Origin of the sequence: Burkholderia sp. RF7-non_BP4, assembly GCF_001521935.1 — a bacterium.
In the GTDB taxonomy this organism is placed as follows: Bacteria; Pseudomonadota; Gammaproteobacteria; order Burkholderiales; family Burkholderiaceae; genus Burkholderia; species Burkholderia diffusa.
This window is the reverse complement of record NZ_LOTA01000062.1, coordinates 85146-108187: the sequence shown is the minus strand read 5'-3', so window position 1 is coordinate 108187 and position 23042 is coordinate 85146. Positions and strand designations below refer to the sequence as shown.

Annotated in this window: 22 protein-coding genes and 1 tRNA gene; 17 read left to right on the top strand and 6 right to left on the bottom strand. The window is 64.9% G+C overall.

The features are described from left to right. Positions 1–278: 278 nt before the first annotated feature. Both WS49_RS21515 and WS49_RS21510 read left to right on the top strand, forming a co-directional pair. A complete protein-coding gene (locus WS49_RS21515; protein ID WP_059533114.1) occupies positions 279–1055 on the top strand; it encodes an SDR family oxidoreductase in 777 nt (258 codons plus the stop codon). Between the two features lie 32 nt (positions 1056–1087). Then, positions 1088–1519: an acyl-CoA thioesterase gene (locus WS49_RS21510; protein WP_059533112.1), complete on the top strand. Its 432-nt coding sequence runs from the start codon at positions 1088–1090 to the stop codon at positions 1517–1519. A 105-nt stretch (positions 1520–1624) separates the two neighbouring features. Here the strand turns inward: WS49_RS21510 and WS49_RS21505 are convergent, their stop codons facing one another. Next, positions 1625–2170, bottom strand: coding sequence for a LuxR C-terminal-related transcriptional regulator (locus tag WS49_RS21505; RefSeq protein WP_059447349.1), 546 nt, complete (start codon positions 2168–2170; stop codon positions 1625–1627). 223 nt (positions 2171–2393) lie between these two features. On the opposite strand from WS49_RS21505, the gene WS49_RS21500 reads away from it, so the two are divergent. Together WS49_RS21500 and WS49_RS21495 are read left to right on the top strand one after the other, a co-directional pair. Then, entirely contained in the window at positions 2394–3098 is a 705-nt protein-coding gene (locus tag WS49_RS21500) for a CoA transferase subunit A (protein ID WP_059533110.1), read from the top strand. 1 nt (position 3099) lies between these two features. Then, a complete protein-coding gene (locus WS49_RS21495) occupies positions 3100–3741 on the top strand; it encodes a CoA transferase subunit B (protein ID WP_059533109.1) in 642 nt (213 codons plus the stop codon). Positions 3742–3819: 78 nt separating this feature from the next. Here WS49_RS21495 and WS49_RS21490 read toward each other — a convergent pair whose 3' ends face one another. The 3 genes from WS49_RS21490 to WS49_RS21480 are packed head-to-tail and all read right to left on the bottom strand — an operon-like array spanning position 3820 to position 6151. Continuing rightward, entirely contained in the window at positions 3820–4533 is a 714-nt protein-coding gene (locus WS49_RS21490) for an SDR family oxidoreductase (RefSeq protein WP_059533107.1), read from the bottom strand. A gap of 38 nt (positions 4534–4571) precedes the next feature. Then, positions 4572–5582: a polysaccharide deacetylase family protein gene (locus WS49_RS21485; protein WP_059533105.1), complete on the bottom strand. Its 1011-nt coding sequence runs from the start codon at positions 5580–5582 to the stop codon at positions 4572–4574. An 11-nt stretch (positions 5583–5593) separates the two neighbouring features. Continuing rightward, entirely contained in the window at positions 5594–6151 is a 558-nt protein-coding gene (locus WS49_RS21480; RefSeq protein WP_059533103.1) for an ester cyclase, read from the bottom strand. Between the two features lie 138 nt (positions 6152–6289). Between WS49_RS21480 and WS49_RS21475 the strand changes: the two genes are divergently transcribed. From WS49_RS21475 to WS49_RS21415, 13 genes are all read left to right on the top strand, one after another. Next, positions 6290–7195, top strand: coding sequence for a LysR family transcriptional regulator (locus WS49_RS21475; protein ID WP_059533101.1), 906 nt, complete (start codon positions 6290–6292; stop codon positions 7193–7195). Between the two features lie 131 nt (positions 7196–7326). Further along, positions 7327–8223 carry an alpha/beta fold hydrolase gene (locus WS49_RS21470; RefSeq protein ID WP_059533099.1) on the top strand — a complete coding sequence of 299 codons (897 nt, stop codon included), beginning with the start codon at positions 7327–7329 and terminating at the stop codon, positions 8221–8223. An 80-nt stretch (positions 8224–8303) separates the two neighbouring features. Further along, a complete protein-coding gene (locus WS49_RS21465) occupies positions 8304–8657 on the top strand; it encodes a RidA family protein (RefSeq protein ID WP_014897238.1) in 354 nt (117 codons plus the stop codon). A gap of 39 nt (positions 8658–8696) precedes the next feature. Beyond that, positions 8697–10931, top strand: coding sequence for a RelA/SpoT family protein (locus WS49_RS21460; RefSeq protein ID WP_059533097.1), 2235 nt, complete (start codon positions 8697–8699; stop codon positions 10929–10931). 96 nt (positions 10932–11027) lie between these two features. Further along, positions 11028–11104 (top strand) — tRNA-Val (locus tag WS49_RS21455). Positions 11105–11375: 271 nt separating this feature from the next. Next, the gene (thrS, locus tag WS49_RS21450; protein WP_059533095.1) at positions 11376–13283 is read left to right on the top strand and encodes a threonine--tRNA ligase; all 1908 of its coding nucleotides are present in this window, start codon (positions 11376–11378) and stop codon (positions 13281–13283) included. Between the two features lie 49 nt (positions 13284–13332). After that, positions 13333–13857: a translation initiation factor IF-3 gene (gene infC, locus WS49_RS21445; protein ID WP_071734130.1), complete on the top strand. Its 525-nt coding sequence runs from the start codon at positions 13333–13335 to the stop codon at positions 13855–13857. A gap of 190 nt (positions 13858–14047) precedes the next feature. After that, the gene (gene rpmI, locus WS49_RS21440; RefSeq protein WP_004191477.1) at positions 14048–14245 is read left to right on the top strand and encodes a 50S ribosomal protein L35; all 198 of its coding nucleotides are present in this window, start codon (positions 14048–14050) and stop codon (positions 14243–14245) included. 30 nt (positions 14246–14275) lie between these two features. Next, entirely contained in the window at positions 14276–14635 is a 360-nt protein-coding gene (gene rplT / locus WS49_RS21435) for a 50S ribosomal protein L20 (RefSeq protein WP_004192938.1), read from the top strand. 148 nt (positions 14636–14783) lie between these two features. Beyond that, positions 14784–15797, top strand: coding sequence for a phenylalanine--tRNA ligase subunit alpha (pheS, locus tag WS49_RS21430; protein ID WP_014897235.1), 1014 nt, complete (start codon positions 14784–14786; stop codon positions 15795–15797). A gap of 95 nt (positions 15798–15892) precedes the next feature. After that, complete coding sequence (gene pheT, locus WS49_RS21425; protein ID WP_059533093.1) at positions 15893–18322, top strand: phenylalanine--tRNA ligase subunit beta; 2430 nt, start codon at positions 15893–15895, stop codon at positions 18320–18322. A 72-nt stretch (positions 18323–18394) separates the two neighbouring features. Then, the gene (locus WS49_RS21420) at positions 18395–18781 is read left to right on the top strand and encodes an integration host factor subunit alpha (protein ID WP_006486093.1); all 387 of its coding nucleotides are present in this window, start codon (positions 18395–18397) and stop codon (positions 18779–18781) included. 61 nt (positions 18782–18842) lie between these two features. Then, the gene (locus WS49_RS21415; protein WP_059533091.1) at positions 18843–19256 is read left to right on the top strand and encodes a MerR family transcriptional regulator; all 414 of its coding nucleotides are present in this window, start codon (positions 18843–18845) and stop codon (positions 19254–19256) included. A gap of 78 nt (positions 19257–19334) precedes the next feature. On the opposite strand, the gene WS49_RS21410 is transcribed toward WS49_RS21415, so the two are convergent. Then, on the bottom strand, positions 19335–21545 hold the full coding sequence (locus WS49_RS21410) for a hypothetical protein (RefSeq protein ID WP_059533122.1): 2211 nt from the start codon (positions 21543–21545) through the stop codon (positions 19335–19337). A gap of 360 nt (positions 21546–21905) precedes the next feature. After that, complete coding sequence (locus WS49_RS21405; RefSeq protein WP_257127744.1) at positions 21906–22718, bottom strand: tyrosine-protein phosphatase; 813 nt, start codon at positions 22716–22718, stop codon at positions 21906–21908. Between the last annotated feature and the right edge of the window lie 324 nt (positions 22719–23042).

Below are 23042 nucleotides of genomic sequence, written 5' to 3'. Positions count from 1 at the left end.
TCGCCGCCGACAGCCCGGCGGGGCCGCCGCCGACGATCACGACGTCGTATTCCATCGATTCGCGCGGGCCGTATTGCTCGATGAGGCTTGCGGGGGTCATTGGCGTTCCTCTAACCGTTAGAATGCTTTTATTCGGGAGCGTATTGTCTGCGAAACGAAACGCTTGCCGCAACAGCATGCGCGTAGATTAGCACGATCGTTCTATTTTTTATGCTAGGGTTATGCTGCGTGGGGCAGGGCGCCCGCGGCGGCGAAACGACATCGAAAGGGGATGTGCTATGGGTCGATCGATCAATCTGGAAGGCAAGGTCGCGCTGGTCACGGGCGCATCGAGCGGCCTCGGGCAACGGTTCGCACAGGTGCTGTCGCAGGCCGGCGCGAAGGTCGTGCTCGCGAGCCGCCGCGTCGAGCGCCTGAAGGAGTTGCGCGCGGAAATCGAGGCGGCGGGCGGTGCCGCGCACGTCGTGTCGCTCGACGTCACCGACGTGCAGAGCATCAAGGCGGCCATCGCGCACGCGGAAACGGAAGCCGGCACGATCGACATCCTCGTGAACAATTCGGGCGTCTCGACGATGCAGAAGCTCGTCGACGTGACGCCGGCCGATTTCGAGTTCGTGTTCGACACCAACACGCGCGGCGCATTTTTCGTCGCGCAGGAAGTCGCGAAGCGGATGATCATGCGCGGGAACGGCAACGGCAAGCCGCCTTACCGGATCATCAACATCGCTTCGGTGGCCGGGCTGCGCGTGTTTCCGCAGATCGGGCTGTATGCGATGAGCAAGTCGGCGGTCGTGCAGATGACGCGTGCGATGGCGCTCGAATGGGGCCGCCACGGAATCAACGTGAACGCGATCTGTCCGGGCTATATCGATACCGAAATCAATCATTACCTGTGGGAAACCGAGCAGGGCCAGAAGCTGCAGTCGATGCTGCCGCGCCGGCGCGTCGGCAAGCCGCAGGATCTCGACGGGCTGTTGTTGCTGCTCGCGGCCGACGAGTCGCAGTTCATCAACGGCTCGATTATCTCCGCCGACGACGGCTTCGGCCTCGCCTGAGTGGATGACATTCAGCAACAAAGAAGACTGCAATGAGCGAATATTCCCCCGTATTTGAAATGTCGATGCCGATCCGCTGGGGCGACATGGATGCGTTCGGCCACGTGAACAACACGGTCTATTTCCGCTACATGGAGCAGGCCCGGATCTCGTGGTTCGAGCAACTCGGCATCGCGGGCGGCAACGGTGAGGGGCAGGGGCCCGTGATCGTCACGGCGTCGATGGAGTTCCTGAAGCAACTGCACTATCCGGGCGACGTGATCGCGAGGATGTCGGCCGCGAAGCCCGGCCGCAGCAGCTTCGACACCGGTTTCGAGCTGACGCGCGCGGACGATCCGGAGCACGTCTATGCGCGCGGCAACGCGCGCTGCGTATGGGTCGACTACGCGCTCGGCAAGTCGGTGCCGCTGCCGCAACTGCTGCGCGACACCATCGAGCGAGCGCTCGCGGCGAAGGTCGGCTGAGCGCGGCGGCACCGAAGCCGGCGCCCGGGCGCCGGTGTGTCGCCATTTTCCATTGATCTCCCGAATCGGCCGCTTCACGCGGCCGATTGCCATTCCGGGGTGCTTTTACTGGCCGAGCAGGCGCTGCAGCAGTTCCGGCGTATTGTTCGTGCCGTACTTGCGCATCAGCCGCGCCCGATAGATGTCGACCGTGCGCGAACTGATGTCGAGCACGCGCCCGATCTGCTTGCTGGTCTTGCCGGTCGCGAGCTGCGCGGCGATCTCGCGCTCGCGCGGCGTCAGCTCGACGGCGACGCGGCGCGTCGCGCTCAGGTCCTCGAACGTCCAGACGCCGGCCGCGAGCGGTGCGGTGCGGTCGAGCGCGCGGCCCGTCACGTGGCACCAGAACAGCTCGCCGTCGGCTCGTTTCATGATTCTGTCATCGGCGTAGGTGCCGTTCGCGATCATCACGCGCGAAATGCGCTCGCCGATGCGCTGGAATTCGTCCGGTGACGGATAGAGCACTTCGTACGACTTTCCGATCAGGTCGGCCCGCGCGCAGCGGAAGATCGACGCGAGCGCGTCGTTGCAGTCCTCGATCACGCGGTCGCGCGACATCACGAGGCCGAGCGGCGCGAGGTGAAAGGCAGTCTGGTAATCGAGAGCGGGCATGGCGCAGGCAAGCGGAGGCAAACGCTTATGTATTTTTGCGTATTGTGCCGCATCCGCGCCGCATCGTACCCTTTCAGGCATCTCGCGGCGCCTTGTCGCGATATAAAAACAGCGCGCTTCGACGCAGGTATCGCCGTGCATGCATAGAATGATGCGGCGGGCTTGCGGCCCAGTGGGCGCGTGAGCCGGTTTTGCTGGTTTCCATAGAGGAAGGGACATACAGATGAACAAAGTCTATCCAAGCGCGGCTGCCGCGCTGGAAGGGATCGTCCGCGACGGACAGACCTTCGCGGTGGGCGGCTTCGGCCTGTGCGGGATTCCCGAGGCGCTGATCGCGGCGCTGCGCGATTCCGCCGTCAAGGGCATCACCTGCATCAGCAACAACGCGGGTGTCGACGGCTTCGGTCTCGGCCTGCTGCTGGAAACGCGCCAGATCAAGAAGATGATCTCGTCGTACGTGGGCGAGAACAAGGAGTTCGAGCGCCAGTACCTGGCCGGCGAACTCGAACTCGAATTCACGCCGCAAGGCACGCTCGCCGAGAAGCTGCGCGCGGGCGGCGCCGGCATCCCCGCGTTTTTCACGAACACCGGCTACGGCACCGTGATCGCGGAAGGCAAGGAAACGCGCCAGTTCGGTGATCGCCACTACGTGCTCGAGCCGTCGCTGACGGCCGACGTCGCGCTTGTGAAGGCGTGGAAGGCCGACAAATCCGGCAACCTGATCTATCGCCGCACCGCGCGCAACTTCAACCCGATGTGCGCGATGGCGGGCAAGATCACCGTGGCGGAAGTCGAGGAGATCGTCGAGAACGGCACGCTCGATCCGGATCAGATCCATACGCCGGGGATCTTCGTGCAGCGCATCGTGTTGAACGCGACGCCCGAAAAACGCATCGAACAACGCGTCGTACGCGCGAAAGGAGACTGACATGGCCTGGAATCGTGACCAGATGGCCGCGCGCGCGGCGAAGGAACTGCAGGACGGCTTCTATGTGAACCTGGGCATCGGGCTGCCGACGCTCGTCGCGAACCACGTGCCGGCGGGCGTCGAGGTGTGGCTGCAGTCGGAAAACGGCCTGCTCGGCATCGGCCCGTCGCCGACCGAGGACGAAGTCGACGCCGACCTGATCAACGCCGGCAAGCAGACCGTCACGACGCTGCCGGGTTCGTCGATCTTCTCGTCGGCCGATTCGTTCGCGATGATCCGCGGCGGCCACATCAACCTCGCGATCCTCGGCGCGATGCAGGTCAGCAAGACGGGCGACCTCGCGAACTGGATGATCCCGGGCAAGATGATCAAGGGGATGGGCGGCGCGATGGACCTCGTCGCGGGCGTGAAGCGCGTCGTCGTGCTGATGGAGCACGTCGCGAAGGGCGACCAGCACAAGATCCTCGACGAATGCAATCTGCCGCTGACGGGCGTCGGCGTGGTCGACCTGATCATCACCGATCTCGGCGTGATCGAAGTGACGCCTAATGGCCTGAAGGTACTCGAGCTCGCCGACGGCGTAAGCGTGGAAGAGATCCAGACGAAGACGGGCGCACCGCTCGATGTGAGCGCGGTCGCCTAAGCAACCGCTTTTCGGCACGACTCTCGACGCCCCGCGTTCCGCGATGGAACGCGGGGCGTTTTGTCATGGACGCATACGCTACGCGATTGCACCGCCGCCGTCGATCAGCACCGTCGAGCCGGTCGCATAAGGCGTTGTCGCCAGATACACGATCGCATTCGCGACGTCCTCCGGCTGGCCCACGCGGCGTGCCGGAAGGCGCTGCGCGGCGCCCGCGTACATCGCGTCGCGCGCATCGGGCGCGAGCTTGTCCCACAATGGCGTCGCGATCAGGCCGGGCGACACGGCATTCACACGCACGGGCGCCAACTCGAGTGCAAGGCCGCGGGCGAGCGCCTCGAGCGCCGCGTTGATCGCGCCCTGCAGGACCGACGATGCGTTCGGCCGTACGCTGAGGTAGCCCGACACGAACGTCAGCGAGCCGCCGGGCGCGATATCGATCGAGCGTGCGACGCGGTATGCGCCCCAGAATTTGCTGTCCATCGCGGCTTGCGCGTCGGCAAGCGGCAGCGCGCGGACCGGGCCCGTCGCCGTCTTCGCGGCCGAAATCACGACGTGGTCGAACTGGCCGATGCGCGCGCAGAACGCATCGACGGCCGTCGTATCGGTGATGTCGAGCGCTTCGGCGCGGACTTGCGCGCCCGGCGCGACATCTGCATTGAACCGGGCCGGGTCGCGCGATGCAATCGTCACGACAGCGCCGCGTTGTGCGAATGCGTTCGCGGCGGCGGCACCGATGCCGGAACTGCCGCCGACGACGAGTACCTTCTTTCCAGGGAGTGAATCGTTCATGGTGGTCCTTCCGAAGTGATGAGGTGAGCGCAATCCGGTCAGATCGTTTCGGCTTCGCGCAACGTCGACGGGCTGTGCAGGGCAAAGCGGGCAATGTCGTCCTTGCGCATGAAGGCAACGCCCGGATGCGATCGAGCGTAGTGCAGGAATGCGTCCCACGCACGGACCATCTGCGGCGTGCCGCTGATCCGGTCATGCGCGCTGATCGACATCAATCGCCGCCGCTGTCCGGCTTCCGCGTACAACTGGTCGAAATCGAGCTTGATCTGCTCGAGGAACATCGTCGGCGAATAGTTGCGGCCTTCGATCAGCAGGATGTCGTTGTTGCGCAACGTGTACGGAACGACCGCGAAATCGCGACCGTCGACGGTTTCGATGAAGGGCTCGTCGCGGCTGACGTCGTCGATGTGATACAGGTAGCCGAGCTCCTGCAGCAGCGGCAGCGTGTTCGGTCCGCGCCGCAGCCAGTTGCAGTTGTAGCCGATCGGGCGCCGTCCCGTCACTGCTTCGACCATGTCGCGGGCTTCGGTGAGGAAGCGGCGCTCGTCGTCGCGATTCATTGCGAATTGCGATCGCCAGGTCGGGCCGTGCGCGGCCGCCTCGTGGCCGCGCGACACGATCTCGCGTGCCAGTTCGGGATGCCGGCGCGCGGCCTCTCCGATCATGTGCGACGTGACTTTCACGCCATGCCGGTCCCACAGATCGAGGAGGCGCGGAATGCCTTCGCGGTAGCCATATGCGAACCACGTGGCCGAGGCCAGATCGACCGGCACCGACGACGGGAATTCGACGGACGGGAACGGACTGTCCGCGCCCTTGGGCGGTTGTCCGCCGGCCTCGAACTGCATCGAGATCGAGATGACGAGGCGCGTGTCGTCCTGCCAGAACCCGCCGGTTACTGCCGATGCGGGGCCCGGTGTCGGGGCGGCCGTCGCCGACCCGGCGGCGCCCGCGGCCATCGCGATGCCGGCTGCCAGCCCGGCGCCCGCTTGTGCAAGAAACGTGCGGCGAGCCGGATGCGTTGTCGAACCGTGATTGCGGTGAGTCATCGTTTCCTCCGTCAGCCGACGAGCCCGAGCTGACGCATCAGCGTCAGGTTGTCCTCGATGTGCCAGTTTTCCGCTATCCGGCCGTGGTCGATCCGGTAGATGTCGGTCGCGATGAAGTCGATCGCCTGTCCGCTTCCGATCGTTCCATTGAACGTGCCGGTGAAATGTCCGCGAAAGTGCAGGTGCACGACGACACGGTCGCCCGCCACGATCATCTGTTCGATGTCGCAGCGCAGGTCCGGGATGGCCGTACGCATCGTGCCGGACGCCGCGAGCGGTCCCGCTACACCTTGCTCACGACCGGCCGGCAACGTTCGGTCGACGAAATCGGCCGCGAGTGCGGCGCGGGCGAGGGCGGCATCACCGGTATTCCAGAACGTGCCGTAGCGACGCGCGGCGAGGATTTGCGCACGTGCCTGCGTAGCCGGCACGTCGGCCGCGACCGTCAGGCTGTGCGCATCGAGAAGGTCGGCGGCGCGGGACGCGGCAGGCGACAGCGCAACGACGCAGGCCGCTGCAGCGATGACGCGGCTGATCGGGCGTGCGATCGAACGAAAGGGGATCGACATGGTTTCGGGTGTCCTCTGGATGGCGTCGTGGGGCGACGCGGTACAGGTATGGTAGGTTTCCGTTTCGAGCTGAAATACGGGGAAAAGGCGAATGGATTCTTCGAAAAAAGGAAAGGGCGACGCAGGGCAGGTGCCGCGATGCTGATCGACGATCTCCCGGCGCTCGATACGTTCGCGAGAATCGTGTCGGCCGGCAGCCTGTCCGCGGCGGCGCGCGAGCTTGACTTGTCGCTGTCCGTCGTCAGCAAGCGGCTCGCGCATCTCGAGTCGCAACTGGGCGTGCGTCTGCTGCACCGGACGACGCGGCAGCAGACGCTGACCGACGACGGGGCGCAGTTCCATGCGCAGGTGCTGCGCATCCTGGCCGAGGTCGATCGCGCCGAAACGCTGATGAGCGACCGTCGCGGCACGGTCAGCGGCGTGCTGCGCCTGACGGCGCCCGGCGAGCTCGGCCGGCTGCGGATCGCACCGCTCGTCGCAGCGTTTCAGCGGCAACATCCGGAGTTGATCGTGCAACTGATGCTGACCGACGCGATCGTCGATCTGCTCGCGCAGGACATCGACGTTGCCGTGCGGATCGGCAGCCTTGCCGATTCGACGATGATCGCGCGCGAACTGGCGCCGAATCATCGCGTGCTTTGCGCGTCGTCGAGCTATCTCGCCGTGCACGGGCTGCCGGCTCATCCGGCCGAACTTCGTGCACATCGATGCATCGTGATGGGCGACCAGCCTCGTACGGAGTGGCGGTTCGACGGTGCACAGGGCGCAGTGGCGGTCGAAGTGACGGCCGCGCTGCTGACGAACGACGGCGGTGCGGCTCGTACGTTGGCATTGGAGGGCGCGGGCATTGCGCTGAAGTCGATCTGGGACGTCGGTGCCGATCTCGAGGCCGGCCGGCTGGTGCGTGTGTTGCCGACATTCGCGGCGCCTGCGGCACCGCTCCATGCCGTCTATCCCGGTGGCCGTCACGTGCCGCTGCGCGTGCGGGCGTTCGTCGATTTCCTGCGCGACCAGTTGCGCGAGGCGTGGCGCCGCAGTGCGTGAGCGGTCGCGAAGAGGCGTCGGATGACCGCGGCCGCGTCACGGCCCGTCGTTGCGAAGCGGTTTACAATCGTTCGCATCGGGCGGCGCGAGTGTTGCCCGCCGCACCGCCCCCGTTCGACAGGATGCCAACGATGCCAACAACCTCAGCGAATCCTCCGGTTCCCCGTCAGCGACGCGTGCAGTGTGCGAGCGCCGCCGGCCTTCACCATGTCGCCTATACCGAATGGGGCGACCCCGCCAATCCTCGCGTGCTGGTCTGCGTGCACGGCCTGACCCGTTCGGGGCGCGACTTCGACCGGCTTGCCGCCGCGTTGTCCGATACGTATCGCGTCGTCTGCCCCGACGTCGTCGGGCGCGGACGCTCCGACTGGCTCGCCGATCCGCGGCTTTATGCGATTCCGCAATATGTGGCCGACATGGTCACGCTGATCGCGCGGCTCGACGTCGAGTCGGTCGACTGGTTCGGCACGTCGATGGGCGGCCTGATCGGCATGGCGCTCGCGGGGCTTCCCGGTTCGCCGCTGCGCCGGATGATCGTCAACGACGTCGGCCCGCGCATCGAGCCCGATTCGCTGACGCGCATCGGCGAATACCTCGGCGTGCAGCCGCGTTTCGCGACCGAACAGGAGGGCATCGACTATCTGACGTCGCTGTCGCTGCCGTTTGGCGCGTTGACCGACGACGAATGGCGCGAGATCAACGGGCCGCTGCTGCGTGAGCTACCCGACGGGGGGTGGACGATGCGCTACGATCCGCGCATCGCCGAGCCGTTCAAGGCGACGACGCCCGAGCTGGCCGCGCTCGGCGAGGCCGCGCTGTGGCGCGCGATCGAGACCACCGACGCGTCGCTGCTCGTCGTGCGCGGCGAGCGTTCCGACCTGCTGTCGCGCGATACGGTGGCGGAGATGGTGCGTCGCGGCCGGCACGTGACGCAGGCCGAGATCCAGGGCGTGGGCCATGCGCCGGCGTTCATCGGCGATGACCAGATTGCGCTTGCCCGCCGGTTTTTCGTCGAAGGCGGCGCATAAACGCGTCATAATATGCGGTTCGGCGGCACGCGGGCCGCGTCGTCGCCGATTCTCACCCACTCATACGACCGGAACATTCCATGGCAGTCATTCGTCACCACGTCGGAGCGCGCCTCTCCGAAACCGCGATCCACAACGGTACCGTGTATCTGGCCGGCCAGATCGCCGAAGACACCACCCAGGACATCAAGGGCCAGACGCGCGAAGTGCTCGGCCACATCGACCGCCTGCTCGCCGAAGCGAACAGCGACAAGGCACATCTGCTGTCGGTGCAGATCTACATTTCGGATCTCGCGAACTTCGAGGGCATGAACGCGGAGTGGGATGCGTGGGTCGCGCAGGGCAATACGCCGCCGCGCGCGACCGTCGAGGCGAAGCTCGCGGATCCGGCGCTGCTCGTCGAGATCGTCGTCGTCGCCGCGCAACGGAGCTGAGCGAAGCATTCCGATGACAGCAATGCGCCAGGCCGTGCGATGACCGAGCCCGTTTCCGCTTCTTCCGTCGCGGCACCGTCGTTCGACGACGTGCTCGCGTTCGTGCGCGAGCGTGCCGGTGACGCGCGCCTGTCGTCGGGCGAGCTGCTGGCCGATCATTCGGCGGGCACGGCGTCGATCATGCGCACGCTGAACGTCGATCCGCACGCGATGCAGGCGGCCGCGCTGTTCGTGCTGACGCCGCACCTGAGCGATCCCGAGCGGGAGCTGACCGAACGTTTCGGCGAAGAGGTCGCGCGGCTCGTATCCGACGTGCGCAAGCTGCTGCGGCTCGGCACCGTCAGCCTGCGCGCGGCGCAGAACGCAATGCCGGACGCCGGGCGCGACGCCGCCCAAGAGCGGCGCACGCAGATCGAGGCGTTGCGCAAGATGCTGCTCGCGTTCGCGCAGGACATCCGCGTGGTGCTGATCCGGCTGGCGTCGCGGTTGCAATCGCTGCGCTACTACGCGGCGGCGAAGATCGATCCGCCGCCCGACGTCGCGCGCGAGACGCTCGAGATCTATGCGCCGCTCGCGAACCGTCTCGGTATCTGGCAACTGAAGTGGGAGCTCGAGGACCTCGCGTTCCGCTTCGAGGATCCGGTCACCTACAAGCGCATCGCCAAGCTGCTCGATGAAAAGCGCATCGAACGCGAGGCGTACGTCGCGCAGGCGATCGAGCGGCTGCAGCACGAGCTGGCGGAAGCGCACATCCCGGCCGACGTGAGCGGGCGGCCGAAGCACATCTACAGCATCTGGCGCAAGATGCGCGGCAAGGAGCTCGATTTCTCCGAGCTGTACGACGTGCGCGCGTTCCGCGTGATCGTGCCGGACATCAAGGATTGCTACGCGGTGCTCGGCATCGTGCATCACCTGTGGCAGCCGGTGCCGAAGGAATTCGACGATTACATCTCGCGTCCGAAGCCGAACGGCTACAAGTCGCTGCATACGGTCGTGATCGGCGACGACGGCCGCGCGTTCGAAGTGCAGATCCGCACGCAGGAAATGCACCGTTTCGCGGAGTACGGTGTCGCCGCGCACTGGCGCTACAAGGAGGCGGGCGCGCGCGGCTATGGCGGTCAGTTCTCGGCGAGCGACAAGTACGACGAGAAGATCGCGTGGCTGCGCCAGCTGCTCGCATGGAAGGACGACGTCGAGGACGGCACGGAAGTATCCGGTGACCAGGCGTGGGCCCAACTGCGCGAGACATCGCTCGACGACGACCACATTTACGTGCTGACGCCACAGGCGCGGGTGATTGCGTTGCCGCAGGGCGCGACGCCGGTCGATTTCGCGTACCACCTGCACAGCGAGCTCGGCCATCGCTGCCGCGGCGCGCGCGTCGACGGCGTGATGGTGCCGCTGAACACGGCGCTCGCGAACGGCCAGACGGTCGAGATCGTCGCGGTGAAGGAGGGCGGGCCGTCGCGCGACTGGCTGAACCTGCAGCTCGGCTACCTGAAGAGTCCGCGTGCGCGGCAGAAGGTGCGTGCGTGGTTCAACTCGATCGAGCAGGAAGAGAACATCGCGCATGGTCGCGCACTCGTCGAAAAGACGCTGCAGCGCGAGGGCAAGACGTCGGTCAATCTCGACAACCTCGCCGCGAAGCTCGGCTTCAAGTCGCCCGAGGAACTGTTCTCGGTCGTCGGCAAGGAAGAATTCAGCCTGCGCAACGTCGAGCATGCGCTGTCCGATGCGCCGCCGCCCGAACATGCGCCCGAGGCGCCCGCCGATTTCGAGAAACGCAGCAGCGGGGCGAGTGTCGCGCACGGCGCGTCGACCGGCGTGCTGGTGGTCGGCGTCGATGCGCTGCTGACGCAGCTTGCGCGCTGCTGCCGTCCGGCGCCGCCGGACCCGATCAGCGGCTTCGTGACGCGGGGCAAGGGGATGTCGATTCACCGCAGTGACTGCCCGACGTTCCGGCGCATGGCCGAACGGGCGCCGGAGCGCGTGTTGCAGACGACCTGGTCGGCCGACGTGCTGGGCGGCCGTGGCGCGTCCGTCTATCCGGTCGATCTGATGATCGAGGCGAGCGACCGGCAGGGCTTGCTGCGCGACATCTCCGAAGTGTTCGCGCGCGAGAAGATGAACGTGGTGGGCGTGAAGACGCAGAGCCGCCGGAATGCGGCATTCATGCAGTTCACGGTCGAGGTGTCGAATTCCGCGCAGGTCCAGCGCGCGTGCACGCTGCTCGGCGAAGTGCCGGGTGTCGTGCGGGCGGGGCGCAAGACGTGACGCTCCTGTAAATGGGGTTGGAGCGCGATCATTTTGCTGCGACCGCATAAAACGCTTGCCAAGTGAACGATAGCTCCATATAATTTCAGCTTCTCTAGGCTCGTAGCTCAGCTGGTTAGAGCACCACCTTGACATGGTGGGGGTCGTTGGTTCGAGTCCAATCGAGCCTACCAACGAATTGAGAATGCCCGGTTTCCGGGTGTTCGATGCAGTAAATAACTCAACGCGAACAAGGCGAATACGGTTATGACACCGCGAACGTTGACCGAAACCTTTTCGGAGCGACGCTAGTCGAGGAACCCTTTCGCCCTTTCAGTTTGAGTGAAGTATCGAATGCGGCCCCTCGAAAGCGGGGCCGCATTTTTTTTGTCGCGAAATTTTCGCGCGTGACTTTGATATCGCGTGCTTGGTCTGCCGCCCACTGTCGGCATCACGGAGATTGCTATGGTTTCGATACGCTTGCCTGACGGCTCAGTTCGACAATACGAGCATCCGGTGACAGTTGCCGAGGTTGCGGCCTCGATCGGTCCCGGCCTTGCGAAGGCTGCGCTTGGTGGCAAGCTCGACGGCGAGCTGGTCGATACGTCCACGGTCATCGATCGCGATGCGTCGCTCGCAATCGTCACGGACAAGGATGCCGACGGTCTCGACATCATCCGTCACTCGACCGCGCACTTGCTTGCCTACGCGGTGAAGGACCTGTATCCGGATGCGCAGGTGACGATCGGTCCGGTGATCGACAACGGCTTCTACTACGACTTCTCGTATAACCGCCCGTTTACGCCCGAAGATCTCGAAAAGATCGAAAAGCGCATGCAGGAACTCGCGAAGAAGGACGAGCCGGTGACGCGCCGCGTTGTGTCGCGCGACGAGGCAGCCGGCTATTTCCGCAGCCTCGGCGAGAAGTACAAGGCCGAAATCATCGAATCGATTCCGCAAAGCGACGAAATCAAGCTGTACTCGCACGGCGGCTTCACGGACCTCTGCCGCGGCCCGCACGTGCCGTCGACCGGCAAGCTGAAGGTTTTCAAGCTGATGAAGGTCGCGGGCGCGTACTGGCGCGGCGACTCGAAGAACGAACAGTTGCAGCGCATCTACGGTACGGCCTGGACGAAGAAGGAAGATCAGGATCAATACCTGCACATGCTCGAGGAAGCGGAAAAGCGCGACCACCGCAAGCTCGGCAAGCAACTCGACCTGTTTCACATGCAGGAAGAGTCGCCGGGCATGGTGTTCTGGCATCCGAAGGGCTGGGCGTTGTGGCAGCAGGTCGAGCAGTACATGCGCCGCCGCGTGAATGAAGCCGGCTACCAGGAGATCAAGACCCCGATGATCATGGACCGCTCGCTGTGGGAGGCGTCGGGCCACTGGCAGAACTACCGCGAGAACATGTTCACGACGGAGTCGGAGAAGCGCGACTACGCGATCAAGCCGATGAACTGTCCGGGCCACGTCCAGGTGTTCAAGCACGGCCTGCGCTCGTACCGCGACCTGCCGCTGCGCTACGCGGAATTCGGTTCGTGCCATCGCAACGAGGCATCGGGCGCGCTGCATGGCCTGATGCGCGTGCGCGGCTTCGTGCAGGACGATGCGCACATCTTCTGTACGGAAGACCAGATCATTGCCGAGTCGATTGCGTTCAACAAGCTCGCGATGAGCGTGTACGGCGATTTCGGCTTCGAGCACATCGACATCAAGCTGTCGCTGCGTCCCGAGCAGCGCATGGGTTCCGACGAAACGTGGGACCGTGCCGAGCAGGGGCTGCGCGAAGCGCTGACGGCCTGCGGCCTGTCGTGGGAAGAACTGCCGGGCGAAGGTGCGTTCTATGGACCGAAGATCGAGTACCACATCAAGGATGCGCTCGGCCGTTCGTGGCAATGCGGCACGCTGCAGCTCGACATGATGCTGCCGGAACGCCTCGGTGCCGAGTACGTCGCGGAAGACAACAGCCGCCGCCGGCCCGTGATGCTGCACCGTGCGATCGTCGGTTCGATGGAGCGATTCCTCGGCATTCTGATCGAGCACCACGCTGGTGCAATGCCGGTCTGGCTCGCGCCGTTCCAGGCAATTGTGCTCAATATCGCCGAAAGTCAGGCGGAATACGCACACTCTCTGGCCCAAACGTTGCAAAAACAAGGGGTTAGAGTGGCGGCCGATTTGCGCAACGAGAAGATTAGCTATAAAATACGCGAGCACACGCTGGAAAAGGTGCCTTATCTCCTCGTCGTGGGCGATAAGGAGCGTGATGCGCAAACGGTAGCCGTGCGTGCCCGTGGCGGCGTCGATCTTGGCGTTATGCCGATCGAAGCCTTCGTTGAGCGTCTGCAGGAAGACCTGCGCTCGTTCAAGTAACCGCCCTGGCAGCGCGGCTCGTTTTTTTAATTTTTAGAGGAAACGTAACATCGCTACTGATAAGTCGTCGCATCGCATCAACGGTGAAATCACTGCGCCGGAAGTGCGTCTGGTCGGGATCGAGAACGAACCGCTCGGTATCGTAAAACTCGCTGATGCTTTCCGTAAATCGGAAGAGCTGGATGTTGACCTGGTGGAAATCGCGCCGCAAGCGGTTCCGCCGGTCTGCCGTCTGATGGACTACGGCAAGTTCAAGTATCAGGAGTCCAAGAAGCAGCACGAAGCCAAGCTGAAGCAGAAGGTCATCCAGGTGAAGGAAGTCAAATTCCGCCCGGGTACCGATGACGGTGACTACAACGTCAAGCTTCGCAATCTCGTGCGCTTCCTCGAAGAGGGCGACAAGACGAAGATCACGTTGCGTTTCCGCGGCCGTGAAATGGCTCACCAGGAGATCGGCATGCGGATGCTTGAGCGTCTGCGCACGGATCTCGAGGAAGTCGGCCAGGTCGAGCAGATGCCGAAGATGGAAGGGCGCCAGATGATCATGGTGCTCTCGCCGAAGAAAAAGAAGTAACGGGCCCGCGCGCATGGCGCGCAGGTTCGAAAGTGGTTCGGTGCGTTGCCCGGTCAGGGCGGCGCGCCAACAATGACGGCGGCTGCGCAAGCGGTTCGCCGTACACAAGTGGACTGGGTTTCGAAGGGCGGGTCAAGGGCGCAAGCCAACCGCACACCCATCGCCATCAAATAAACTGGAGTTGTTCGTCATGCCTAAGATGAAGACCAAGAAGAGTGCTGCAAAGCGCTTCGTGGTGCGTCCGGGCGGTACCGTCAAGCGCGGTCAAGCCTTCAAGCGTCACATCCTGACCAAGAAAACCACGAAGAACAAGCGTCACCTGCGCGGCGCAACGGCAGTTCATGATTCCGATCTGAACTCCGTCCGCGCAATGCTGCCGTTCGCGTAACCCCTCAACTGATACTCCAAGGAGAGAAACATGCCTCGAGTCAAACGTGGGGTAACCGCACGGGCCCGCCACAAGAAGATCATCAACCTGGCCAAGGGTTATCGCGGCCGTCGCAATAACGTCTACCGCATCGCCAAGCAGGCGGTGATGCGCGCTGGTCAGTACGCGTACCGCGATCGCCGCAACAAGAAGCGTGTGTTCCGCGCACTGTGGATCACGCGTATCAACGCGGCAGTTCGCCAGCACGACATGACCTACAGCGTGTTCATCAACGGCCTGAAGAAGGCGTCGATCGAACTCGACCGTAAGGTCCTGGCCGACATGGCGGTGTTCGACAAGGCTGCTTTTGCTGCGATCGTCAAGCAGGTGAAAGCCGCCGTTGCAGCCTAATTGCGAAATTAGCACTGCGTGGTTAGTTGCAGCGATGTTCCGGTAGTTTCGGCCGCTGCAGCGAAAACGGGGCTCTTCCGAGCCCCTTTTTTGTTTGGCGGGCAGTTTCGCTCGCCAAGACCGAATGACGTTGGAAATGATGGGATCTATGGATCTGGACCAGATTGTCGCCGACGCGCAGCAGTCCTTTGAACAGGCTGCCGACATCACCACGCTCGAAAACGAGAAAGCACGATTTCTCGGCAAGTCGGGTGCGCTGACCGAGTTGCTCAAGGGCCTCGGCAAGCTCGATCCCGAAGCACGCAAGACCGAAGGCGCACGCATCAACGTCGTGAAACAGCAGGTGGAAGCCGCGCTGACCGCACGCCGCCAGGCGCTCGCCGATGCGCTGCTGAACCAGCGCCTTGCCGCCGAGGCGATCGACGTCACGCTGCCGGGTCGCGGCGCCGGTGCAGGCAGCCTGCACCCCGTGATGCGCACGTGGGAGCGCGTCGAACAGATTTTCCGCTCGATCGGTTTCGACGTGGCCGACGGTCCCGAAATCGAGACCGACTGGTACAACTTCACGTCGTTGAACAGCCCGGAGAACCATCCGGCGCGTTCGATGCAGGACACCTTCTACGTCGAAGGCAAGGACGCCGACGGCCGCCAGCTGCTGCTGCGCACGCACACGAGCCCGATGCAGGTGCGTTACGCGCGCATGAACCGCCCGCCGATCAAGGTGATCGCACCGGGCCGTACGTATCGCGTCGACAGCGATGCGACCCACTCGCCGATGTTCAATCAGGTCGAGGGGCTGTGGATCGACGAAAACATCAGCTTCGCCGACCTCAAGGGCGTCTATACCGACTTCCTGAAGAAATTCTTCGAGCGCGACGACATCCTCGTGCGCTTCCGTCCGTCGTATTTCCCGTTCACGGAACCGTCGGCCGAGATCGACATGATGTTCGAGCACGGCAAGAACGCCGGCAAATGGCTCGAGATCTCGGGCTCGGGGCAGGTGCATCCGACCGTGATCCGCAACATGGGCCTCGATCCCGAGCGCTACATCGGCTTTGCGTTCGGCAGCGGCCTCGAGCGCCTGACGATGCTGCGCTACGGCGTGCAGGATCTCCGGCTGTTCTTCGAGAACGACCTGCGTTTCCTGCGCCAGTTCGCATAACGCACGCGCCGCGCCGACATGTGCCCGCGCATGCCCGCCGGACGTTTCCGACGGGGGCCGGGCGCCGATCTAACCTGTTTCGAACGTAGACATCCATGCAATTCCCTGAATCCTGGTTGAGAACCTTTGTCGACCCGCAGCTGACGACCGACGAACTGTCGCACGCGCTGACGATGGCGGGGCTCGAAGTCGAATCGCTGAGCAAGGCTGCGCCGCCGACGTCGAAGATCGTCGTCGGCCGCGTGCTCGAAGTCGTCAAGCATCCGGATGCGGACAAGCTCAATGTCTGCCAGGTCGACGCCGGCACCGGCGCGACGCTGAATATCGTGTGCGGCGCACCGAACGTGGCGCCCGGCATCAAGGTGCCGGTCGCGCTGGTCGGCGCGGAATTGCCGCCGGCGGAAGAGGGTGGCAAGCCGTTCGCGATCAAGCTGTCGAAGCTGCGCGGCGTGGAGAGCCAGGGGATGCTGTGCTCGGCGCGTGAGCTGAAGCTGTCCGAGGACCACAGCGGCCTGCTGATCCTGCCGGAGGACACGCCGGTCGGCCAGGACATTCGCGATACGCTCAATCTCGACGACACGATCTTCGAAATCAAGCTGACGCCGAACAAGGCCGACTGCCTGTCGGTGTTCGGCATCGCGCGCGAGACGGCCGCGATCACCGGCGCGCCGCTGACGCCGGTCGACATCCGTCCGGTGCGCGTCGAGCTCGACGAAACGCTGCCCGTGCGCATCGCCGCCCCCGATCTGTGCGGCCGCTTCTCGGGTCGCGTGATCCGCGGCGTGAACGCACATGCGAAGACCCCGCAATGGATGGTCGAGCGCCTCGAGCGTTCGGGCCAGCGCAGCGTGTCGGCGCTCGTCGACATCTCGAACTACGTGATGTTCGAGCTCGGCCGCCCGTCGCACGTGTTCGATCTGGACAAGATCCACGGCGGTATCGAGGTGCGCTGGGGCAAGCGCGGCGAGTCGCTGAAGCTGCTGAACGGCAATACGGTCGAGCTCGACGAAACGGTCGGCGTGATTGCGGACGACCGTCAGGTCGAAAGCCTCGCGGGCATCATGGGCGGCGACAGCACGGCCGTCACGCTCGACACGACCAACATTTACCTGGAGGCCGCGTTCTGGTGGCCGGACAGCATCCGTGGCCGCGCGCGCAAGTACAACTTCTCGACCGATGCGGCCCATCGCTTCGAGCGCGGCGTCGACTACGCGACGACCGTCGAACACGTCGAGCGCATCACGCAGCTGATTCTCGAGATCTGCGGCGGCAAGGCAGGCCCGGTCGACGACCAGGCAGTGAACCTGCCGCAGCGCGCGCCGGTGAAGATGCGCGTGTCGCGCGCGAACCGCATCATCGGCGTGAAGATCGACGCCGACGAGATCGCCAACATCTTCACGCGCCTGCGCCTGCCGTTCGAGCGTGACGACGACGCATTCCTGGTCACGCCGCCGTCGCACCGCTTCGACATCGAGATCGAGGAAGACCTGATCGAGGAAGTGGCGCGCATCTACGGCTTCGAGAAGATCCCGGCACGTCCGCCGGTCGCGACGAGCGAGATGCGCGCGACCAACGAGACGCGGCGTTCGATCCATGACATCCGTCACGCGCTCGCGGCGCGCGACTACGCCGAAACGGTCAACTTCAGCTTCGTCGATGCGGAGTGGGAGCACGACTTCGCCGGCAACGACAACCCGATCCGCCTGCTGAACCCGATCGCGAGCCAGCTGTCGGTGATGCGTACGACGCTGTTCGGCAGCCTGATTTCGGTACTGCGCCACAACCTGAACCGCCGCGCGGATCGCGTTCGCGTGTTCGAGACGGGCCGCGTGTTCCTCGCCGATCCGTCGGTGAAGGCCGGCGAACTGACCGTCGAAGGCTACACGCAGCCGAAGCGTGTCGGCGCGCTCGCGTACGGCCCGGCGGTCGACGAGCAGTGGGGCATCGCGACCCGCGCAGTCGATTTCTTCGACGTGAAGGGCGATCTCGAGGCGCTGCTCGCGCCGGCCGCCGCGCGTTTCGTGAAGGCCGAGCATCCGGCCCTCCATCCGGGTCGCAGCGCGCGCATCGAGGTCGATGGCCGCGCGGTCGGCTGGATCGGCGAGCTCCATCCGCGCCTGATGCAGAAGTATGAGCTGCCGCACGCGCCGGTGATGTTCGAAATCGACGCGGATGCGCTGATCGCACGTGCGCTGCCGGCGCCGACCGACGTGTCGAAATTCCCGCCGGTGCGGCGCGATATCGCCGTCGTGGTCGATCAGGCGGTCGAGGTTCAGGCGCTTTTCGACGAAATGAAGAAGGCGCTGGCCGAAGACGCCTGCCGATTCGTTCAGAAGGTTGTACTCTTCGACGAATTTCGTGCAAAATCAAATACTTCCGGTGGTCTCGCCGCGCACGAGAAGAGCCTTGCCTTCCGCGTGACGCTGCAGGACGCGGCTGGCACGCTGCAGGACGAGGTCGTCGATCAGGCGATCCAGACGCTGGTCGAGCGGATGGCTCGTGCTGGTGCCCGCCTGCGCGGCTAAGGAGAGGGGCCGTCCGTTCGAGGGCGGCGCTTCCCCATCGTGAGTTTTGGTTTAACGCGCTGTATGGCAGATATGAACGACATGACCTCGAGTGAATTCGAAGCCCTCCTGACGGCGCAACGCAGTGCCATGAACCGCGACGCTTCGGCGCCGGCGTCCACCGAGACGCCGACGCTGACGAAAGCGGAACTGGCGGAGCTGCTGTTCGACAGCGTCGGGCTGAACAAGCGTGAAGCGAAGGACATGGTCGAGGCGTTTTTCGAAGTGATCCGCGACGCGCTCGAAAACGGTGAAAGCGTCAAGCTGTCGGGGTTCGGCAACTTCCAGTTGCGCGACAAGCCGCAGCGTCCGGGCCGCAATCCGAAGACGGGCGAGGCGATTCCGATCGCGGCTCGCCGGGTGGTAACCTTCCACGCGAGCCAGAAGCTGAAGGCGCTGGTCGAAAACGGCGCGGAGTAACGCCCGCGCGCTGACGTCTCCGCGCGGCTGCCGCGCACCCTTTACCGACGGTTAACCGACGATGACCACTACGGTTGAGAAAGTCGTCTTGCCTCCGATTCCCGCGAAGCGCTACTTCACGATCGGTGAAGTCAGTGAACTGTGCGGGGTCAAGCCGCACGTACTGCGTTACTGGGAGCAGGAATTCACGCAGTTGCGACCGGTGAAGCGACGTGGCAATCGCCGGTACTACCAGCACCACGAAGTGCTGCTGATCCGGCGGATTCGCGAGTTGCTGTACGAACAGGGGTTCACGATCAACGGGGCGCGCAACCGGCTCGATTCGCCGGCCGGCGAGCGTGCTGCAGGCGCGCCGGTCGAGCCCGACGTGCAGGCCGCCGATGCGCGTGCATCGGGCAAGCCGGGGGCAACGGTCGACGTGATCGCGCTGCGGCAGGCGCTCCTCGACGTGATCGACGGACTGAAGCACGACTGAGCGCGACGCTCGGATCGACACGAAGCCCGGTTGGCGAAGCGCCATCGGGCTTTTTTCATGCGCGCGTGCCCGCCCGGATCAGCGCGATGCGAGCGGATTCGGCTTGCCCATGTCGACGACCAGCGTGCCGTCCGGCAGCATCCGCACCGAGCCTTGCGCGACCTGGCTGCGGTAGCTGTACAGGTCGAAGCGCATCGGGCCTGTCTCGGCCGAGTTCCGGATCAGCGCGCGCACGTTCAGTTCCAGCACGTTGAACATCTTCATGTCGCCGCCTTCCATCCACATGTAGCTCGGCGCGTCGATCTGCGGCCGCTTCGGCGTGGGTGCGTCGGTAACGCGCCGGAACGTGAGGCGCAGTCCGTCGCGTTCGACCGTGGCCTGGCCGAGCTTGCCGTTCAGCACCGGCGGCGGAAAGACGGTGTACTGGTCGAGCACGAGCGTGTCGCCGCGCAGTTCCGCGCCGCGGCGCTGCAGCGGCGTCAACGACGCGAGCTCGATGCCGAGCGAGCGCAGCAGCGTCGCCTGCGGGATGCCGAGCACCGATACCTGCGACGGCCGGAACGCGAGGTGCCGGTCGTCGAGCACCGAAAGCGAGCCCTTCATGTCGGTCGGCAGCCACACGCCGGGCACGTGATTCCAGAGCTTGATGCCGCCCTGGACGCGCAGGTCCTGACCGTCCGCGCTCAACTGCAGGTCGTTCAGCGAGCGCGGCGAGTAGTCGAGCAGGTAGTTGTTGAAGAGCGCCGACATCGCCTTCCACGATTCGACGACCGTCCCGCCGAGGATGCGGATGTCGTACTGGTTCGGATCGTCGAGGTCGACCGGTTCGCCCGGCCGTTTCGCGACGAGCTGGACGTCGAGATCCTCGACGTGGAAGCCGATGTCGCCGGACAGGTTGAAGTCGACATTGTGCAGATGGATCGTCGGGTTGCGGTTCGACACGTGCCGTTCGTTGAACGGGATGGCCGACGAGCGCCGCATCGCAACTTTCTGCATGCCGGGCTGCGCCGTGCCGGCCGCGAGTGCAAACGCTTCCCAATGCTGGCGCGAGTCGTGCAACGCGGTCTGCTGCGCGGCGAGGAAGCTGTCGTTCAGGCGAGCGGCCGCGTTGCCGAGCGCGGCACCGCTCGCGGGGCCCGCGTACGACGGCATCCGGATCGCCATCGCGCCGCTTTCGTCGAAATTGAAATAGCCGGCCGATACCTGGTCGCGATAGTGATACAGGTCGAACACGAAATGCTGGTCACGCTTGGTCGGATCGACGGGGCCGATCAGGATGTCGGCATTCATCGGCATCGAGCGCATGAACTTCACGTCGCCGCCGCGGATGTACATCGCCTGTTGCGGCGCGTTCGCGGGCAGCGCGAAGCCGGCGTGCGAGCCGTCGTCGAGCGTCAGGTCGAGGCCGGCCGGCGTCACGCGCAGCGCGGTGATCCTGATCTTCAGCCGCGGCGGCGGCATCAGCTTGTCGACCGACATCACGAGGTCGTCGCCGGCGAGCCGCGCGATCGGCGTCTCGACCTTCAGCAGATCGGCCATCTTCACGTTGGCCGCGCGCATCACCGGCTGCGCGTTGATGCCCGATACGCGCACGCCGGTCGGGTGGAATACGAGCTGGCTGCCGTCGCGGATCGTGAGCGTGCCGGTCAGCGAGAACGGCACCCAGCCGTCGCGCTGCATCTCGCCCTGCAGATGGATCACGCCGTCGCCTGCCGACACCGCGAGCTTGCGCAGCGGCGCGTTGCGGTAACCGAAGATGTACGTGTTGAAGAGGGCGGTCAGCTTCGCGTTGTCGAGCGTGACCGCGCCTTCGTGCACGTCGATCTCGAAACTCGTCGGATCGTCGAACACGATCGGCGCGCCGGCCTGCGTCGGCACGAGTGTCGCGGACAGTTGATGGATGAAGAAGCCGAGGTTGTTGACGATGCGGAAATCGACGTCGCGCAGGAACGTCATCGCACCGTTCTGGCCCGAGTCGCGCAGCGTAAACGGACGCGGCTGAGTGAGGCTCAGCGATGCGAGCGACGGCACCGTGCGCGCGATCTGCTGTTCGCGGGCGAGGCGTTCGGCCTTGGCGCGCTCGATTTTCGTCGATGCGGCGGACGTGTTGCCGTCGCGCTGCGCGGCCGGTTCCGCACAGCCGGCGCAGAGCAGCGCGAGCGCAAGCGCGCCGCAGCCGAGCGCACGAGAGGCGCCCGGTGAAACCGACGCGGCCGCGCGTCGCGGGCCGGCCATCCAGTCGAGAAATGCCAAAGGCGTGCGATGGCCGCGCCGGACCGCATTCCGCATCGTCTGTCTCCATGTCTTGTCGTGATCGGCGAGGGCGCACGGCGCGATGCGCGGCGCGGACGTCGATGCCGTGCAGTGTGGCATAGCGCGCTAGAGCGGCGTAACCAAACAGCGGGCGTCCGGGCAGGACCGGCCGGCGCGCGACGGGACAATGGATTCGCGGCGGCGGAGCAGAAAGATCAAACGGTCGTTTGGTTTTGCGGTCGAGGCGGGGGCGCGCGTTGCGCCGGATCGGCAAACCCGGCGTCGGCGTTGGCTGGCGCGGAGTGACATGCCGGATGAAGGCGATGTCCGATCCGGGGTGCAGGCGGCGGGCGGGAGTGGCTGACGCGCCAGTGCTTTCGCCGCCTGCAGGACCGATCAGACCAGCATGCTCCGCCGGATTGCATTCTGCGTCGTCTGGTCCAACTGCAGGCCGTTTTCGATGTACGACGTCATCGAGCCGTACGATGCGACAACCTGGTCGAATGCCGCCTGCAGATAGATCGCTTGCGCGCTCTGCAACGCGGCCATCATGTCGGCCGCATCCTGCCCGCCGCTTTTGCGCGCCTGTGCGACATAAGCGGCGATCTCCGACGCGCTGTAGACGTTGGTCAGCAGATAGTCGGCGAGGATCGTCTGCCGTGGGACACCGAGGATCGTGTGCAGAATGGCCGTCGCCCAGCCGGTGCGATCCTTGCCGGCCGTGCAGTGGAAGACCAGGTTGCCACCGGACGCGGCAAAGCCGGCGAATAGCGTGTGGTAACTCGTCCGTGCCGTTTCCGACGTCACGAACGCCCGATACATGCTTTGCATGAAGGCCGCGGCAGTCGCACCGTCGGTCGGGAGCGCACCGATACTGGCGACGCCGAGCACGTTGAGGTTCTGCCAGGTGGCGCCGGCCAGCGGCGCATCCGGCTGCGCGTGGATCTCCGCGGTCGTGCGCAGGTCGCATACGTGCGTGATGCCGAGCGTATCGACCGTTGCGAGGTCGGCCGCCGACAGCGCGAGCGCGGACGACCGGTAGATCGCGCCTTTCTTCATCGCTCCACCACTCGCGGTGGCATAGCCCGTTCCGTCCGGTCCTCCGGTGTCACGAAAGTTCGCTGCCGAACCGAGCCTGGGCGTCGTGACGGGGGCGACCGCGATCGAATCGCCGCCGCACGCGGACAGAAGAGGCGTGCCTCCCAGCATGATGCCGATCATGCCGGCACCGAGCCGGAGAAAGTGTCGACGGGAAATGTCGCTTTTCTGAGTCATTCACTGGCCTTTGTCTGAGACGGTGACGGGACGTCGCGACCGCCGTTGCGATCGAAACCGCCGCCGGCGTGCCGCGCAGCGCGGCGAAGCGGAGACGTGCCATATCGATCGGCATGCAGTCGGACGATGTGCCGTGCGCGTTGATCTCGCACCGGGCAAGCGCACGGTAGCGATCCGCGACGAATCGGCCATCGTCCTTTTCGATTAAGGCGCGACACAGGTTGCCCGTGCGAATCGCGCAACTTGCCGTACGTGCGA